Genomic DNA, 20073 nt, shown 5'->3' on the forward strand with positions numbered 1-20073 from the left:
ACGGCCTTATTTTAAAATTGCTTAGCACGTTATAGTTAGTTAACCTTTTGTCTTTATTTCACTATTTCAAGTTGTAATGTTAGTTTGATTTTCCATTGAAAATAAACCATATTTGCAACCTTTGAAGCATTAAAGCTTTTCGACATCCTTCGATTAAAACAATGCCTAATTACCTTATTTCCAAAAAGCATAAAAGTACGCTTAGAAATTTTCTAACAAATTTCAACAACGTCGTTTAAAATAAATTCACATTAGGTCTCGAAGTAGTAGGCTAAATAAATAGGTTTTTGATGCTTTTTAAATTCTTGCTTATAATCATCAACTGGCACCTATTTTTTGCTAATAAAACAACAAGACATACCAATCTATTCCGATAGCTTAAGTGGGTCAAAAGCTAAAGTTTTTATAGCAACGCATATTCAGATTATCAGTTGGTTGAAAACTATCTGTTGCAAAACAAGGTTCGTAAGATTTCTCTAATTAATATTTCCAAAAGCTCAAATTTCCTTTTAGAAAACTATTGTTTTCTCTGTAATTAGCAGTGTCAAAGACATCAAACAGGGGCTTTTTTAGTTTTCAGTTAGCGCTCAGACAACTGCTAACTCATATAAAAACCTATGTTTTTTGTTTAACATACTATGACAAATCAGTATTTCACAACATAAAAACCGTTCGCTACAACAATAATTTTTACAGGGATTTACTAAAATCAATATTTGTAGTTGGAGGCTTTTATTTCAATTTGAAATTATATCTGTTAGGATACCATAAGTAAAAAGCTATTAAAGAAAAGCACTGAAATAAAAATTCAATAGTAGACAAATAATTTTTGATTTGATCAAAATGAATAAATTTATACCTAGAGCTGTTTTAATCATTATCCTTTTTTTAGGTACGTTGGCTGGGTTTTCACAGGAATTCACATCCTTTACAAGAACCTATCCCTCTGGGGATAATTTTCGGTACCAAACCAACATAAAAGGTGACTTAACCTTCATTGCTAACGACATTGTTAACAGAGATGGTGGCACCACAGATACAGAGCCGGAAGACCCCTACAACGAAACCGGGAGTAGCTCTACCTACAATGATTGGTTTGATATTAGATATATAGATATAGACACGGATATAGATACCTTCAACTCCAGTTCCGCAGATTTTACTTTTGGCCAGCCGGATTGTAACATAATACGCTATGCTGCCCTCTATTGGTCCGCTACCTACGTAAGTAATGAGGATGGAACACGGTCTACAGATTTTGACCAGGTTAAGTTTAGGGTTCCAGGAGGAGCTTATATTGATGTAAATGCTGATGAGGTTCTTTATGATGGTGGTGTGAGTGCAGATGCATCAATGAGTGGCAACAGTCCTTATGCATGTTATGCAGATGTCACGGCAGAGGTGACAGCGTTGGCGGACCCATCGGGCACCTATACTGTAGGGAACATAAGAGTATCTCAAGGTTATGTGCCAGGAGGGGTTTCTGGTGGATGGACTTTAGTTATTGTTTATGAAAACCCAACATTGACGGGGAAACTAATCACTACTTATGACGGTTTTGCAAGGGTTAGAAATCAAAACCCAATACTCGATATTGATTACACTGGTTTTACCACGATACCTTCAGGACCAGTTAGGGCTAACATAGGAGCCGCCGCCCTAGAGGGAGACAATAGAATTACGGGAGATGAAATGGCGATTAGGGCTGCATTAAATTCTGGAGGTTCTTTTTACAGGATTCGAAACGGTCTAAATCCGGTTGACAATTTTTTTAATAGTAACATTACGTTGAACGGAACGCCACTACTTGGGCGCAACCCATCTAGCGTAAATACACTGGGCTATGACACCGACCTTTTAAACCTGCCAACCAATACGATTCCCAATAATGAGACTGCGGCTACCTTCAGATTTACTTCTACAGGAGATCAGTATTTTCCTTTTTTCAACTCCTTTAATATTGAAATTATTGAGCCTGAAATCGTTCTAGAAAAAAGGGTTGAGGATATTGCGGGTAATGACATTACAGGTTTAGGTGTTAACCTAGGACAAAATCTAGATTATGTACTTTCCTTTGAAAACATAGGAAACGATGATGCAGACAACTATACCATACGAGATGTTTTACCCATAAACGTAACCTTGGATGAAGCTAATATGGTACTGCCTTCTGGAGTAGACCCGCCTGTATACGATTCAGCGACGAGAACTGTACTTTTCACTATCCCAAACAATCTAGTTACGGTTACAAGTCCGGTTGCGACCATACGGATGCGGGTTAGGGTAGCCGAAAATTGTTACGATTTTATAGATGCCTGCACCGATCTTATTCAAAATGTTGCATATTCTACCTATCAAGGCATTGAAAATAGTAATCAAATAACGGATGACCCTAGTGTAACCGATTTTGATACCTGTGGTTTTGTGACTCCTGGCGCTACCAACTTCTTATTGGACGATTTATCGGATTGTAATTTTAGGAGAACTATATTGTTATGCGGGGATAATGCCCTTTTGGATGCTGGAGATAATTTTGACACTTATGTTTGGGTACGAGACGACAATAATAATGGAGAATTGGATGCTACAGACACTGTCTTAAACGACGGCGATTCTGATAACGATGCTAGCACTTTATTGGTTACAACCCCGGGCACCTATATCGTAGACAAAATAGTTGCTGATCCTTGTAAAGGCTTTAAGGAGATTATTGATGTGGAGCGCTTTGGAGATTCTGATGTAAACCCGATTATTGATTTTTTTAATAGTTCAAATTCTGATGCGGACCCTACCAATGACATACAAGGTGAAATCGTAAGCTGTTCTGTTGATGGTGATCTGTTACCTAAGATTTTTCTTTGTGGTATTACCGATGCGCAACTGTTGCAGGTAAATATTATAGATGCGCAAAGTATTGTATGGGAACAATTAGATGAGGATAGCTGCACTTCTGCCGGTGATGATTGCGCAAACAAAAATCTTACCTGCATTTGGAACGAAGTAAGCACGGGCAATTCTTTTTCTGCTAACGCTGAAGGCAAGTATAGACTAGTTGTCACCTATCAAAACGGATGTTTTAACAGATTTTATTTTAATGTTTTTCAGAACACACTAGACATTCAATATACGAGTAGGGACGTCGTTTGTGATTCAGATGGAAACATAACGGTCACCAATATTGGAAGTGGTTACGGTTTTCAGTTGATAGATGTAGCGACCAATACCATTGAAGTGCCTTTTAGCGCCAATAATGGACCAGTTTTTAACTTTACATCCAACGGTGCATATAGAGTTGAGGTAACACAGCTAGATAATGCCACAGGCCAGCCTATAGATGACGCCTGTATTTTCAGTACTCCAGAAATAGGTGTTTTAGATAGGGACGTCCAAGTGTACATTACAACTACAGATGCTAATTGTAACAATCAAGGTACTATTCAAATAGACGCACTGGATGTTTTTCCAAATTACAGTTATGAGTTACGAGCGGATGATGGAACACCAACACCGAGTGCTGGAAGTCCAGATTATTACCCTGTACACCCAGGAGGTACACTTATAGATTCCGAAACGGCACAACCAGTAAATACCTATACGTTTACCGTAAATGCAGGTGATTATTTTGTTATCACGAGAACAGAAGATGATTGTTTAGATGTCAAGTCTGTTCGTGTAAATAGAATTCCAGATCCAACCTTGTCCGCATTAACTATTGCGGACATTGGCTGTAGCTCTGGGACGATAGAACTTACTAGAACAGGAGGTCAAGGCAGCCCAGATTTTCAATATGCAATATGGAGTAAAGATGGTGTGTTATTACATGACCCGGGAGGCTCGGCGACGGAACAAGAGATTGTTGATAATGTTGACCCAAATGCTTATCAAAATGAGAACGTATTTACTTTTGGCTGGAGGGACACGGACAACGACACTGTCGACGAATACTTCCCTGGGGAAGAAGGCACCTATGTTTTTGTAATATTAGATGCTAACAATTGCTATGCCATATCTAACCCAACTACGATTAACGATGTAGGTTTGATGACTATCGACTCTGTAGATGAAGTTCAGCCCGCTTGTAGTGGAGATGCTAATGGACAATTAACAATCAATGTATTAGGAGGTATTGCACCTTATCAATACAGTATAGATAACGGAACAACTTATCAACCGACATCTAGTTTTGTAGGCCTTACGGCAGGCCCATACGAATTGCGAGTTTTGGATAGTAGTGGTTGTGATGTTACTTTGCCTTACGATTTAACCGAACCCTTCCCTCTTAGTGCGTCCGCAGGTGTTGTAAGAGACGCTACATGTGACCCTAACGGTGCTGAAGTTCGTGTAACTAATGTTGTTGGAGGTACAGCACCTTACGAATTCAGTTTTGATGGCGGTAGTACTTGGGGAGCTTCATCAACCGAATTATTAGCCCCAGGAGACTATACGGTTTTAGTCAGAGACGCTTTTTGTTCTTTTCCTATGAACGTAACCGTAGAAGGACTACCCGCACCTCCAGATGTAGCATTGACACCGGAAGTAGATTATAATTGTGACGGTAGTGGAACCATTACCGCTTCACCAAGTATTGCTGGGTATGATTATAGGTACGAACTGGATGGTGTGCCAAACGCTCCAGACCCTGAAAGTAATGTATTCAACAATGTTGCTCCTGGAACCTACACGGTAACCACATATTATACTTCTCAAACACCGCCCACACCAAGTTTACTCCTTTCTGAGGATTTTGGCGTAGGTAACGGTACGATACCTAGCCCAGATACTAGAGGGTATGCTTATGAAGACCAAACTACGAGTACCGCGGGCGGGGGAGATACAAACCGGAATATTAATGACTTTCAATATAGCGTAACTAATGAAATCGTCGCACCATTTGGCGCTTGGATTAGCCCTAATGACCATACGAATCCATCCGACCTTAATGGAAGGTTTTTAGTAATTAATGTGGGTACGCCTAGCCCAGGGCAAATCATTTATACAAAACCTATTAATGATATTATTCCTAACAGGCCATTGCGTATATCACTACATATTTTTAATCTTGTTATTTCTTCTAGTACAATTTTAGATCCCGATTTGACTATTGAAATTGTGGATGGTGGCGGTACTGTAATCCAATCAATTAGAACAGGTGATATTGCAAAAAATACAGGACCAGATGATTGGGTTTTGTTTACAACCGATTTTGATCCTGGAGCGAATACTACGCTTGATTTTGTTATTAGAACTGAGAAAATCGGAAATAACGGTAACGATCTTGCTTTAGATGATATTCAAATATTTCAGGCTCCTGAGGTATGTGAATTATTTGTTGAAACTCCGGTAACTGTTTCGCCAGGTCAAACTTTTGGTGGACAAGTACAAAATACTACAAACGTATCCTGTAATGGATTAACGGATGGAACAATAACATTCCAAGTTGAAAACTTTGATACCGTTTCGGGATTTGAATATTCTGTAGATAGCGGCACTAATTGGATTGGCTCAACAACTTCGCCTGTAACCACAGGTCCAGTTTTTGGAGCTGGAACACAAACGATACTACTAAGGAAAGCCAATGAAATCACATGTACAATTTCGATTACTAGAGGTATTACTGAGCCGGTTCCTTTGGTGGCAACAGCAAATACTACAACAGAGCTTACCTGTACGAATGGCGCTACCATTACCGCTGCGGCAAGCGGAGGATCACCAGGATATGTGTATCAATTAGAAGATGGTGTCGGGAATGTAATAGGAAGCTTTGATTTTCTGAACAACGGAAATAATAGAATATTTTCTGGATTATCCGAAGGAGATTACACTATACGCACCAGAGACCTTAATAGCTGCGAAGCGGACACTGATTTGGCCGTTGCTCCTTTAAACCCGGTTGAATTTACAACGACTCCAACAGTTTGCTATGACGGCACCAACAATGCGACCATTCAGGTAGATGTTACCAACGGAAATGGGGGCTATCAGTTTAGAATAAATGCAGGACCATGGCTAACACCTACGCCAGTAGCTGCTACTACATATGTCTTTCAAAACCTTTCTAGTGGTTCGTATGATATAGATGTAAGAGACCAAAATGGGTGTCCATTGACCTTGGCTACACAAACGGTAGTAATCAACCCGGCTTTGACGCTAGCCGCAACGGCGCCGAATATCTCTGCTTGTGATACGGATTCGGACGTTACGATTATAGCCAATGGTGGTGATGGTAATTATACCTTTGCTATTGTTGCAAGTGGAGCTACGCCTTTGGATACTGATTTTAACACGACGAATCCAGTAATTGGTTTTGTGGCCGGAAATTATGATGTCTATGTAAGGGACAATACTGGCAATACTGGCTACTGTTCAGGTAGTTTCCCACTGACCATTACACAGGATGCTCCTATAAACTTTACCCCAACCCCAATAGATGTCAGTTGTTTTGGAGGTGCCGATGGTGCTATTTCGGTTGTAATGGATTCCGGTGGACAAGCACCTTTTATGTACAGCATAGACAATGGTGTAAGTTATAGTACTGGAACAAATTTCCCCAACTTAATTGAAGGAACATACCAAGTACGTATAAGGGATGCTAACTTATGTGAATCTGTTGTAACAGCTATAGTTGTTGATCAGCCAGACGAACTAGTAGCAGAAGCCTTACAAACACAAGACTATACCTGTATCCAGCTGGGACAGATAACGGTCGGCAGCATTACACCAACAATAGGTGGTTCTGGAAATTATCAATACCGTATTAACGGTGGTTCATGGACTGTGAGTACTACAGGAGGACATACTTTTACAGATGTATCCGATGGGACGTATATTATACATGTTCGGGACGCTAGCGCGACAGGTTGTGTAATTACATTAGCAGCTGTTGTAATCGACGCCTTACCTATTGCTCCAATGGTAGATTACTCGGTGGCATATAATTGTGATGGAACAGGAAATGTGACAATTACACCTTTCGACAATACGTTTATATATACATTGAACGGAACCACCCAAGGTCCAGGAGTAGCGGCCAATATGTTTGACAATATAGCCGTTGGCATACAAACGTTGAGGGTTGAGTATAGCCCAGACTGTTTTGTGGACACCTCGGTATCCATACAAGATGGCAATGCTTTTGAAGCGTCTATTACAGCTTTTGACAACCTAGATTGTAATGGAGACAGTACAGGTAGTATCACTATTGATGCCGCTAATTATGGAGCAGGAGGTTTTCAATATAATGTAAATGGCAGTGCCTTTGTTGGTCCTTTTACTTCTATCCAAACAATTACCGCGCTTAATGCACAAACACATAATATAGTTGTTCAGGATGTGAACGAGCCTACATCATGTACCATTCCGCTTAGTCAAGTTTTAACGGAGCCAGCTGCAGTTCAGGTTAACGCTGCCATAACAACGCAATTCACATGTAATAATACAGGTGCTACGATTACCGCTAGTACAACCGGAGGTACACCAACATATCAATATCAATTAGAAATTTGTGATGATGCAGACCTTTCGGCACCTTACAATAGCATTATTTCAGTAGAAAGAACCTATCAAAACTCTCATATTTTCACTAATGTTCCCGCAAGTAGCGTTGGTGAGAGCTATGTAGTTCGAGTTAGGGACACTAATAATTGCGAAGATGTTATCGATGCTGCCATTATAGTAACAGGACCTGAGCTTATTGTTTTTGATACAACGCCTACTGCTTGTTACACCGGAAATAATGACGGTTCTATTGTCGTTAATGTTACCGCTGGAAATAGCGGGTATCAGTTTAGCTTAGATGGTGGTCCTTGGAGAGCTCCAACCCCAACAACTGCGACTACCTATACCTTCGAAGATTTATCCAATGGCACTTATACTATCGAAGTTAGAGATCAGTTTGGATGTCCATTAGTGTCAAATACACAAACAGTTTTTTTAAACCCTAACCTGAATGCAACAGTTGATGTAGTAAATATAAGTTGTGTTGATGGTAGTCTTACTGTAACTGCAATGGGAGGCGACGGTAATTTCGTTTATGCGTTCATGCCAACCGGTAATGTACCAGTGTTTACAGACTTTGGCGCTTCCAATACCTTTACAGTTACCGCCGGGAATGAGGGGGATTATGATGTTTATGTTTGGGACAATAATGGGGTAGATCCACATTGTACATTTATGGTTACCGAAACAGTAGCTCCAGCAGTTGCACTAGCCTATACGGCAACACCAGCAGATCCGCAGTGTTATAATGGCACAGGCAGTATTGCAGTGAATATTACCTCAGGCGATAGTCCTTACACTATTGAACTTATCGATTTGGATAATGGTGGCGCAGCTAACCAAACGAGCACGAATGTAGTCGCTACCGTACAGAACTATTTTAATCTTCCCGTAGGAAATTATACTACTATAATTACGGACGCTAATGGCTGTGATGTTACCCAAACACCAATAACCATTGTTAATCCAGATGAGCTTACGGCAGATATTGAAGGAATAGCTCCTGTAAACTGCGACCCTGACCCGAACATGTATGGGTTTAGATTTATTAATTATCCGATGACCTTAGGTGCCCTAGAATTTAGTGCGGATGGTGGTGCAAATTGGCAGACTAGTGATACGTTTATCGGTGCTGCTTTTGCTTCTGGTACAGAAGTGGAACCTTCCATTAGAACGGTGTCTGGTGCAGTTCAACTCTGTAGAACAGATCTTTTGCGCTATACCATTCCTTATCCTTTGGATGATTTGGATATTAGTATTTCGGCCATTATTGTAGACTGTAATGATCTTCAGGTTACGGTTCAAGGTACGGAAGGATTTGGACCCTATGAATACACCTATACCGAGGACCCAGTTAACTTTAATCCAGCTACTGCAACTTGGCAACCTGGAGGAGCACTTGATCCTGCGGGTAATACTGTTCCAGTAGGGGAGGGCCGTTATATATTTACCGGATTAGTTCCAGGGAGAACATACGTTTTTTACGTTCGAGATTCTAGTCCTTGTGTAAGACAGAGTTCTCAAAACGTAAATATGCTGGCCCCACCACCAGTACAAATTAGTGCAGATGTAACTCCTACCTGTGATGGTGTTACGAATGGTCAGATTACCTATACCGTCACAGAAACAAACCCTGGGGAACTTGGAGGTTCTTTTAGTTGGGATTTTTATAGATTAGACGATGTTGGGCCTATAGGACCTCCTGTATTGGTTTCTTCCGGCACAGAAACCGGCTTTATATCTGGGGATTCATTTGTGGTGCCAGCACCAGCCACTCTAAGCGAAGGAGATTACTTTGTTGAAATAAGTAGCGGCGCTCCCAATAATTGTATTATTGGAAGTGAAAATATACGTTTGGAACAATTGAATCCTATAACATTTACACCAAGTGTATTGGCTCATATTACATGTGCAAATCCGGGATTAATTGAAATCCAGAATCCGCAAGGGGGAGGAGGAACATATACCTATACCCTAAGCAGTCTAAACTTTAGTTCCAATATTGTTACAACAGCAAATCCTATAGAAGTTCCTATTGGCCATTTGGTAGATGCAACTGCAACACCTTTTAACGTGCTTGTAGAAATTGCCGACCAGTATAATTGTCCCGTGACAACTTTACCGTCACATACCATTTCCATGGATATTTCACAGAGCCCTACGGTTACCAGTGTAACTACAAACTGTGCCACTCCATTCGGGATAACGGTAAACGCTAGTGGAGGAACTGGAACTTACTTATATTCTATCAATGGCGGAATAAATTACGTTGATAACGGCGGTGTTTTTAATAACGTTCCAGTAGGCGCCTATGTTATTTCCATAATAGATGCGAATGGATGTACAGCGGCAGATTCGGCGGAAATCTATCCGACCTTACAGGCAAGTGCTATCATAACGAAAACTCTCGACTGTACTATTACTCCAGATGCTATAATCAGTATTTCAGCTACAGATGGCTCGGGCTTGTATGATTATGAAATAGACGGACCTGGAATAAATGATCAGCTAAGAACTGTTTTGCCATCTCCTGGAAATACAGAAGATTGGTCAACGGCAGTAGCTGGAACATATACGGTATTGGTTTATGATAATAACAGACCAACTTGCCCAGCGAGGAGCTTTACAGTTGAGGTTCCTGCCAGATTGGAACCCTTGGTTGATATTATTAACTCAACTCCTGTCTCGTGTATCGGGTATTCTGACGGTACGATTACTATATCTGCCGTAGATAATGCCATAGGGCCTTATACCTTTGAAATTACTTCTTTAGACGGAGCACCGACAAGTATAAGCCCAACAAGCACTGCAAATACGAGTGCAACTTTTACAGGTCTTGTAGCTACTGCAGGGGTAGGTTATATAGTAACCATTACTGCAGATGCTGCAAACGCATGCAGCACTACAAGTGCTCCTATCGTAATAGCGGAACCTGCCGCCATAGCGGTTACTATGAATGCGTCAATAGAATTTGGGTGTACTGTTGGGAACAACGCTAACAACGCCAGTATTTCGGTGCAAAGCGTAACTGGTGGTTCAAATACCTTTGTGCGCTACCAATTCTTCAACAACTTGGATTTGGTAACACCGCTACAAGATGGTTCTAACGACACCTATATCGAAATCAATACTGTAGGAGGTAATTATACTATCGTGGTTTTTGATGATAACGGTTGCCAAGGCACTGCAGCTGCAACTATTGCTCCGTTTGATGAGCAATTGCCAGCAACGGTTACAGTTGACCAGGTTATTTCCTGTATCGCGGGAGAAAATATTACGATAAATGCTTTCGGTACATTAACTGATTCCACTACACCAGCCGGACTTGCTAATTATGAGTTTAGGCTATTACCAAGTGCTTTTGGACCATCAAATGTATTTACAGGATTACCTGCGGGCACCCATACTTTTGAAGTTAGAAATATAAATACCAATTGTGTAGTATCTCTTTCACATACGGTTGGTCAACCCAATAATTTTGAGGTTACGTCAACGGTAGAAAATGTGGTTTGTGACGGAACCGACGGTTCTGTGAGCTTTACGATAAATGATTCAATTACGTCTTATACAGGTGGTTTCTCTTGGCAAATATATAATTCGCAAGGTACAGCTGCTATAGGGGATGATATTATCATCGTCAGCGCTAACGGCACCTCTGCGAACGTTGGCCCAACAACTCCTTTTGCACTTGGAGAGGGTGAGTACAGGGTAGATATTGTTCAAGACAGTAATCCTAACTGTACTATAACCGATTTCTTTACTGTCGCTGGCCCTAACGGTCCAATAACAGGAAACACGCAGGTTGAACCTATCACTTGTGCGCTTAATGATGGCGTAATCGAAATCATTGATGTTCAGGGCGGTTGGGGAACATTTACTTATTTTGTGGCTCCGGGTACGGATCCTGCACCACTAGCAGGAAGTTTTGTGACCAACCCAAGGTTTACAGGTCTTTCCGGTGTTGCAACACCTGGAACGGATTATCAAGTTTGGATTAAAGACCAGAATGATTGTATGCAAAGATTACCGGATGTGACTTTAAGTAATCTGGAACCAATTGCGGCAGACCTACGAGTCAACCAAGGGAATTGTACGGATTTCTCTGGAGAAATTGAAGTTATCAGCGTAACAGGAGGTCAGGGCAGTAATTATACCTTTCAACTTTTGCTAAATGGAAGTGTGTTTGGAGCGCCTCAGCCAACGACAATTTTCTCAGGATTGGGTGCTGGCTCTTATGACGTTAGGATTACCGATCAATTAGCTTGTTCCGTAACAACAACAGCAATAATATTATATGATGTTATTGCACCAAGAGCGGATATTATTAAAACTATCGATTGTAATTCTGGTGGAGAGATTAGGATTACGCAGAGCGGAGGTTCGGGCACTTTTGATTACACAGTGACCTTCCCTGACGCATCAACACCTCAGCCAGCTGTTCTAGCAATGGCATCGGCCACGTTTACTAACCTAACTATGGTCGGGGATTATGTATTCACGGTTACGGATATCGCAACCGGTCATACCTGTAGTACAACCGTAACACAACGATTGGAAGACAGCGTTTTGCCCAACATAAGCATTGATACTTTTACCGATGCAACTTGTAATGGTGCCGATGACGGAACTATAAGTGTAAATGCCAGTCCCGATAACGGAATTGGCCCCTATACCTTTACCATTATATCAGGTCCTGGAAGTACTGCTGTATTCCCAGTTGTAGCTTCAAGTAATACAAATGCTATGGCAGTATTCACCGGTTTGGAAGCAACGGTTGCAGGGATAACATACACGATAAGAGTGGCGTCTCCGAACGGTTGTACAAGGGATATAACCCAAGTCATAACCGAACCTAACGTGATTTCAAACTTTACCATAACAACCGAACAATTTGCATGTACTGTGGGTAACAATGCCAATACGGCAAGTATTTCTGTTGATTTATTAAGTTTATCCGGGGGCTCTAATAATTTTGTAAGATATCTGTTTGTAAATACCACAACAGGTGTTACTGTTCAAAACGGGGCAAACAGTAATTATATAGAAACTAACTATGCTGGTGGTGCATATGAAATTACCGCATTTGACGACAATGGTTGTGCAAGTCCCGTTGTAACGGAAAATATCGACCCATTTATTGAAATTTCCGATCCAACGGTAACCACCTTGTTAGAGCTAACCTGTAACCCAGGAAACGATTCGCAGATACAAGTAGGAATAACTGTAAATCCATCAAGCGCTGCACCTAATTTGGAATATATGTTGAATGGAATCAACGTTATATACACATCCACTAACGCCACTGGATTATTTACAGGGCTAGGTGCCGGAAACTATAGTGTCACCATTACCAATTTGGATACGAATTGTATTATTGATACAGTTCATACAATCGACGCTCCTGAGGAGATGCAGATTGTTGCCACAAAATTAACTGATGAGGAATGTTTGAATAATGGTGTGGACGACGGAAGCTTTAGTGTAGGCATAACCAACTATGCTGGCACGTATGGCTATCAGGTCTTTGATAACACGAATACTCTCGTTGCTGGTCTGTTTGGTAATGGTGATACAGCAAGTGCCTTACCTCCGATTACAAATTTACCAGGAGGTGTTTATTATGTTAGAATAACCCAAACACAGGCTCCTTTTTGTGTTGAAAACTCTAATGTGATTACCGTCTTGGCACCAGATGCACCAATAGCCCTTACTCCGGTTGAAGTGTTGGGCGTTAGTTGTGCTAATGACCAAGGTAGTATATCCGTTATTCCAACGGGTGGAGAGGCGCCTTACAACATAGCTTGGAACAATGCAACAACGGGGCAATCCGGAACACAGGTTAATGTATCGGCCTACGTTTTCAGTGATCTTGCTGCTGGAGACTATACGTTTACAATTACGGATGCCTTTAGCTGTACAGAAACTGCTGCTATCACTTTGGTACGGCCAGATGATATTATTGCAACCATAGCTGCAACGACACTTTCTTGCTTTGGAGATGATACGGCATCTGTTACCGCTACTGTAGCACCAAGAACTGCTGTTGCAACATATCAGTATCAATTGAATGTGTATTCGGATATGAGTGCTGCAGTTCCGTTGCAAACAACGCCAAGGCAAGCTTTGGACATATTTAACAACCTAGGAGCTGGCTACTATAGCATTACTGTTTTGGATGACCTTGGATGTAGTGTAGAGACCCTAAGAGTTCAAATTATACAGCCGACGGAAGTATTCGCCCAACTGTTTAGGACAGGGGAACTTACATGCACGAATCTGGCAGAACTAGAACTCAGGGCAGTAGGAGGAACAGGCCCTTATAGTTACAGCGAAGACGGAATTACATTCTTGTCAATGAATTTATTGAACGGTCCAAATACGCATGTATTCAGTAATATTTCCGCAGGTACATACAGATACTTTGTTAGAGACGCTTTTAATTGTTCTTCTATTATGTCCAACCAGATTACAGAAGACCCTATTATGCAATTGACTTTAACCGTTGATGCTGCTGCCGCTTTTGTAAATTGTGCAGGCGACAGTACGGCTGGTATTGTAGTATCCGCAGACGGGGGATTGGGCAACTATGAATATGCCTTATATACAGATAGCTCTTTGAGTGTAGCATCAAGAATTGTGGGGCCACAAACGCAAGGCGTGTTTAATGGATTAGCAGCAGGCACTTATTATGTAGCGGTAACAAGTGAAGATTGTACCGTAGCTCCTGTGGAAGCAGTTATTATTGAACCTGTTCCCTTAAGCTATGTAGAAGATATCGTAAACATCTCTTGTTTTGGCGAAAATAATGGCAGCGTCACAGTTACCTTGAGTGGTGGTGCAGGAGGATATCAGTATGCTATTTCACCTAATTTGAATCAATTTGATAGCGTAAATACGTTTACGGATTTAAGCCCAGGTGATTATACGGTAATAGCGCAGGATGCGAATGGTTGTTTTGAACAATTATTGTATACAATTACCGAACCTTCATTGCTTATGGTTACCGCAACACCTACCCCAGAGGTATGTGCGGGAAGTGCCGATGGTACCATAACCTTAAATATTGGAGGAGGGGTTGCTCCTTATAGCACAAGTTTAAACTCGAATGCTGCTGCAGATTTTGTACAAGACCGAGTAGCGTTCTCTGGATTAGCAGGAGGTAATTACCTAGTATTTGTTAGGGACGCGAACGGCTGTGATACCAATGTTGTTATTGATATTACTCCAGGAGTAAACTTAAATGCAACCATAACGCCTGTTTACGATTGTGATGGGGATACACCTGATAACTATGTGAACATTACTCTAGAGGACCAAACAGTATTAGGAGAGGTGTTGTACGCTTTGGACTCTACAGATTCAGCGGAGATGCAGTTGAATCCTGATTTTAGAAACACGGCTCCGGGCACACACTATATTGCCATGGCGCATTCTAATGGTTGTGTGCAGACTTTTGAGTTTGAAATAGAAGCTTTTGACCCATTGACCTTAATATTGGAACAGCCCGGTATCAATCAAATAACTGCGAATGTGCTTGGTGGTAGACCTGGTTACACGTATTATTTAGAAGACAGAGAAATGGGAGAAGAGAACGTATTTACCATCTATAGAACGGATACTTATCTAGTTACCGTGGTCGATGAAAATGGTTGTGAAGTGCAAGCGAGTATTTTTGTGGAATTTATAGACGTAGAATTCCCCAACTTCTTTACCCCGGACGGGACAGGTCAAAATGATTTTTGGATACCTAGAAACATGGAAATCTTTCCTGAAATACTAATCATAATATTTGATCGTTATGGTAGGGAGGTACACCGAATGAGTGCAAATGATTTAGGTTGGGACGGTTTATACAAAGAGTCCGAGCTACCTACTGGTGATTATTGGTATGCAGTGAGGCTCAACGGTGTTGAAGACAATAGAGAATTAATAGGACATTTCACATTATATAGATAATGCTTAACCTAAAGAATATGCTTAGAAAATTATTGGTGCTTGCTCTATTTATAGGAGCTTTTGCGCTAAGAGGTCAAGAACTTACGATTCCTCAGTTATCCCAATACCTGGCAGACAACCCTTTTGTGATGTCCCCTACCTATGCAGGTATCGGGGATCATGTAAAAATCAGGATAAACGGTCTTACGCAATGGGTTGGTGTTAAAGATGCCCCAGACACCCAATCTTTGGCAGCCGATATGCGGGTAGGTGAAAAATCTGGTGTCGGCGCCTTACTTTATAATGATAGTAACGGACAGACCAAGCAGCGTGGTGCCCGAATTTCTTTTGCCCACCACTTAACCTTGGATCGCTACGATGATGAGTTTTTATCTTTCGGCATCTCATATAATTTTAATCAGTTTAGAATCGATATAGAAAACTTTGATGCTTTGGATCCAAGTGTAACGGATGACAGGGCTACTACCAACCACAATTTTGATGTTGGTCTACTTTATCGTTATGACAAATTTTATATCAGTGCAAATGCATCAAACCTGTTAGAAAAAGATTTAACAAAATTCAACCCAATCTTTGAACCAAACACATTACGTAATTATTATTTGTACACAGGATATCGATATAGCAAAAGTAAAAACAGCAACTTGGAGATAGAGCCTTCGGTTTTCTTTCAGCTTTTTGAAAGTGATGGTAGATCGGTAACGGATTTGAACGTAAAGTTTCGCTGGTACGATTTTGAAGATTATTACTATGCTGGGCTAACATATCGTTTTTTAAATGACCAGATTGGAGACCCCTTGTACATAGCACCGATCGTAGGTCTTAAAAAGGATAATTTTTATTTTGGTTATTCCTATCAAGTTATTTTAAACGAAATTTTAGGTTATAGTAGCGGTACCCATGTGGTCACTTTAGGGGTAGATCTTTTCCAGGGGATAAGTAATTGTAGGTGTACCTATTAGATTTTGGATGTTTTATCTTAGTTTTGCCAAAATTTTAAGCTATTCATGGGAACCGTACATGTTGAAAATATTAAGGTTTATGCCCGCCATGGCTGCCTTCCAGAAGAAACTATCATAGGTAGCGACTATCTTGTAACGATTCAAGTCAAAACCAATCTTTCCAGAGCGGCGGTAAGCGATAACTTGGCCGACACCGTAGATTACGTTCACATCAACAAAATAGTAGAGGAAGAGATGGCTGTGCCATCCAAACTGTTAGAGCATGTAGCCAAAAGAATAGGTGACAGGCTTTTTAATGAAATCCCAATGGTTAAAAAATCAAAAATATCGGTCTCTAAAATAAACCCTCCAATGAACGGAGATGTAGAAAAAGTAACGATTGTTCTAAAGTCGAAAAGATGAGGATTATATCTTTTTGAAATCTTGAAATAAGGCATTACCTTTACAATCACATTTTGGCATCGTGGCCGAGTGGCTAGGCGCAGCTCTGCAAAAGCTTGTACAACGGTTCGAATCCGTTCGATGCCTCAAAAAAACCCTTCCTTATGGAGGGGTTTTTGTTTTACTGATATTCTGTACAGCGGTTTCCCCGAGACTTCAGGGCGCTCGTTGCCTTTAAGACCAACCTTTTTTATCGATTTTATCTGGTGCAATGCAGAGGTAGGACGACTTTCTGATTGTTAAAAAGTGACATAAACGGTATTTTATATACCTAGCTACAGTACATATGCTATTACATCTGCAAAAGAAAAACCAAGAAAATAGTGGGAATAAAATATACTGCAATCGTTCGAGCACCTTCGTAGTTCTTTGCAATCCGCTGACCGAACAACAACATAAGTAGCGCAATACTGGACAGTATTGCACCATAGAGTGCCAAGGTTGGGTCTTGCGACAGTAAAAGCTGAAAGACACCTAGAAGACAAAGAACTCCGGCAATAACTTCCGTTACGAGTACAGTGCCTAATAGTAGTGGAACCATATTCTTAAAAGGAGTTTCGGAAAAATGCCCCGTTAACCAACCTAGATTTCCTTTCCAGTCTGTAATTTTATCAATACCACTTTGTAAGAAGGTAATGATAAGAAATAGTAGTAATAAAATCTCTGTGGCGTGGGTAAGAAAGTTTTCCATAACGAATTGATTTTTAAAACAATTAAACAGGTGTATTTTTATGTTGTAAGGGACTCTTTTTTTTATGCAGTAGCCTAGTCAACTTAATGGATAGGTCGGTAAAGATAATTTTAGCATTACCGTTTCTTTCGACATGATATATCGCATTCTCAAGCTCTTCAACAATAGGGAGAATATTATTTTCATGTACGAACGGCGCAAATTTTTTCAATTGAAAACCATCTACATGTATTTTCATATATGCAAGTTTCTCAGCGCCATAGTTTAGCAGTAATGCCTGGCGCATTACTATAATACAGTAGTGTAAAAATTTTTTTTGTGTTTCCCTTCCTGTTTTGGCCAGCTCTTCGCTCCAAAGAATCAGTTCATGAATGGCCGCCTTATTGCCTTTTGCCTTAAACGCACTTCGTACCCATTGTACGAACCATTTTTCAAACACTAAGTCTTCAGAATCGTTATGAAACAGGTCTAAGGCTTTATTAAAATTGCCATTTGCTTCATGGGCCACGCGCATCGCCTCTTCTTTTGTGGCACCTTTATCGATTAAACCAGTAACTATGGCTTCTTCTGCCAACGGAGGAAAATGCAATACTTGGCAGCGCGACTTTATGGTTTGGATGATTTGTTCTTCATCTTGGCAAAGCAGCAAAAAGATTGTCTTATCTGGTGGCTCCTCTATCAGTTTTAGGAGCTTGTTTGAAGCGGCGGTGTTCATTCGCTCTGCCATCCAGATGACCATCACTTTGTAACCACCTTCATAGGACTTCAAGGAAAGCTTTTTTAAAACTGCCTGAGCTTCGTCTACCCCTATCTGTCCCTGTTTTTTTTCAATTTCTATGAGCCTATACCAATCAAAAAGGTTTCCGTATGGTTGTTCGGTCATAAAATTGCGCCATTCCTGAATATAATTGTCGCTTACTGCACGTGTTTTTGCTTTCTCCGAGTTTGCAACCGGAAAAGCAAAATGCATGTCTGGGTGCGAAAAAGAATTGAACTTTAGATTACATGCTACTTCCCCTCCTTCATTTTCACTATCCGAGTTATTGCAAATTACATATTGTGCATAGGCCAAGGCCATAGGTAAAAGACCTGACCCTTCTGGTCCTACGAATAATTGGGCATGTGCTATCCTGCCGGCATCGGCACTCAAAGTCAAATGATTCTTAATGTGGGAAAGTCCTAAAATATTTTTGAAAAGCATACTTTCAAATATAGGTGTTTTTAAAGCAGTAGGGAATAACCATTTTAGGCTTTAAATTTACGTTAAGAGAGTTTTATACCCATCCTATTAATCTCTACATTTGTGCCTTATTTGAAAAGCAGAATCTTATGAAAAAACTAGACGATTATAATTTTGAAAACAAAAAAGCATTGATACGGGTAGACTTTAATGTTCCTTTAAACGAGAACTTTGAAGTCACGGATATTAATAGAATAGAAGCTGCAAAACCTACAATCATAAAGATTTTGGAAGATGGCGGCAGTGCAGTACTCATGAGTCACTTGGGAAGACCAAAAGGCGAAAGGAACCCAGACTTGTCTTTAAAACACATCTGTGCAACAGTTTCTGACGTAATCGGTGTTGCCATAAAGTTCGTAGATGATTGTGTTGGAGAAAAGGCAGAAAAGGCCGTTGCTGAGCTTAAAAGCGGAGAAGTATTGTTATTGGAGAACCTAAGATACCATGCAGAAGAGGAAAAAGGAGACAAAGCATTTGCTGAACAATTATCAAAATTAGGAGATATTTATGTGAACGATGCTTTTGGTACTGCACACAGGGCCCACGCTTCTACCGCTATAGTTGCAAAATATTTTACAGATGCAAAGTGTTTTGGATATTTGTTGGCTAAAGAGATAAAAGCGATAGAAAAAGTAATGCGCACAGGAGAGAAACCTGTTTTGGCAATATTAGGAGGAGCAAAGGTATCTTCCAAGATTACCATTATAGAAAACATTCTAGATAAGGTAGACGACCTGATTATCGGCGGTGGAATGACCTATACGTTTGTAAAGGCGCAAGGAGGCCAAGTAGGAGATTCTATATGTGAGGACGATAAAATGGAATTGGCCATGGAGATATTAAAACAGGCCAAAGAAAAGGGGGTTAACGTGCATATTCCTGTAGATGTTATTGCAGCCGACGATTTTAGTAACACTGCGAACACCAAAATAGTTGATGTAGATAAAATTCCGGATGGCTGGCAAGGTTTGGATGCAGGCCCTAGAACCTTAGAGAACTTCAAGAAGGTTATTCTTGGTGCAAAGACCATTCTTTGGAACGGCCCTATTGGTGTTTTTGAAATGGAAAGTTTTGCCAATGGCACTATTTCCGTAGGTAACGCTATAGACCAAGCTACCCAAAACGGAGCCTTCTCTTTAGTTGGCGGAGGAGATTCTGTAGCTGCCGTTAAACAGTTCGGTTTTGAAAACAAGGTCAGTTATGTATCTACTGGTGGTGGTGCAATGTTAGAGAGTCTGGAAGGTAAAACCTTACCCGGTATTGCGGCAATATTAGCATTGTAGGGACGT

6 protein-coding genes and 1 tRNA gene are annotated in these 20073 nt (G+C 40.7%); 5 read left to right on the forward strand and 2 right to left on the reverse strand.

The genetic code is table 11. The features are described 5' to 3' along the window. The first annotated feature begins 843 nt into the window (after positions 1–843). The 4 genes from Q360_RS22720 (at position 844) to Q360_RS0107485 (ending at position 16940) form a co-directional block, all read left to right on the forward strand. The gene (locus tag Q360_RS22720; protein ID WP_036195406.1) at positions 844–15450 is read left to right on the forward strand and encodes a T9SS type B sorting domain-containing protein; all 14607 of its coding nucleotides are present in this window, start codon (positions 844–846) and stop codon (positions 15448–15450) included. 17 nt (positions 15451–15467) lie between these two features. After that, complete coding sequence (locus tag Q360_RS0107475) at positions 15468–16412, forward strand: PorP/SprF family type IX secretion system membrane protein (protein ID WP_027076532.1); 945 nt, start codon at positions 15468–15470, stop codon at positions 16410–16412. A 45-nt stretch (positions 16413–16457) separates the two neighbouring features. Beyond that, on the forward strand, positions 16458–16814 hold the full coding sequence (folB, locus tag Q360_RS0107480; RefSeq protein WP_027076533.1) for a dihydroneopterin aldolase: 357 nt from the start codon (positions 16458–16460) through the stop codon (positions 16812–16814). 55 nt (positions 16815–16869) lie between these two features. Then, a tRNA-Cys gene (locus tag Q360_RS0107485) sits at positions 16870–16940 on the forward strand. 205 nt (positions 16941–17145) lie between these two features. On the opposite strand, the gene Q360_RS0107490 is transcribed toward Q360_RS0107485, so the two are convergent. Both Q360_RS0107490 and Q360_RS0107495 read right to left on the reverse strand, forming a co-directional pair. Then, positions 17146–17544 carry a hypothetical protein gene (locus tag Q360_RS0107490; RefSeq protein WP_027076534.1) on the reverse strand — a complete coding sequence of 133 codons (399 nt, stop codon included), beginning with the start codon at positions 17542–17544 and terminating at the stop codon, positions 17146–17148. A 22-nt stretch (positions 17545–17566) separates the two neighbouring features. Then, the gene (locus tag Q360_RS0107495; RefSeq protein ID WP_027076535.1) at positions 17567–18745 is read right to left on the reverse strand and encodes a DNA polymerase III subunit; all 1179 of its coding nucleotides are present in this window, start codon (positions 18743–18745) and stop codon (positions 17567–17569) included. A 128-nt stretch (positions 18746–18873) separates the two neighbouring features. On the opposite strand from Q360_RS0107495, the gene Q360_RS0107500 reads away from it, so the two are divergent. Continuing rightward, positions 18874–20067: a phosphoglycerate kinase gene (locus tag Q360_RS0107500; protein WP_027076536.1), complete on the forward strand. Its 1194-nt coding sequence runs from the start codon at positions 18874–18876 to the stop codon at positions 20065–20067. Positions 20068–20073 lie beyond the last annotated feature (6 nt).

The sequence above is a fragment of the Maribacter antarcticus DSM 21422 genome, from assembly GCF_000621125.1.
GTDB classification, from domain to species: domain Bacteria; phylum Bacteroidota; class Bacteroidia; order Flavobacteriales; family Flavobacteriaceae; genus Maribacter; species Maribacter antarcticus.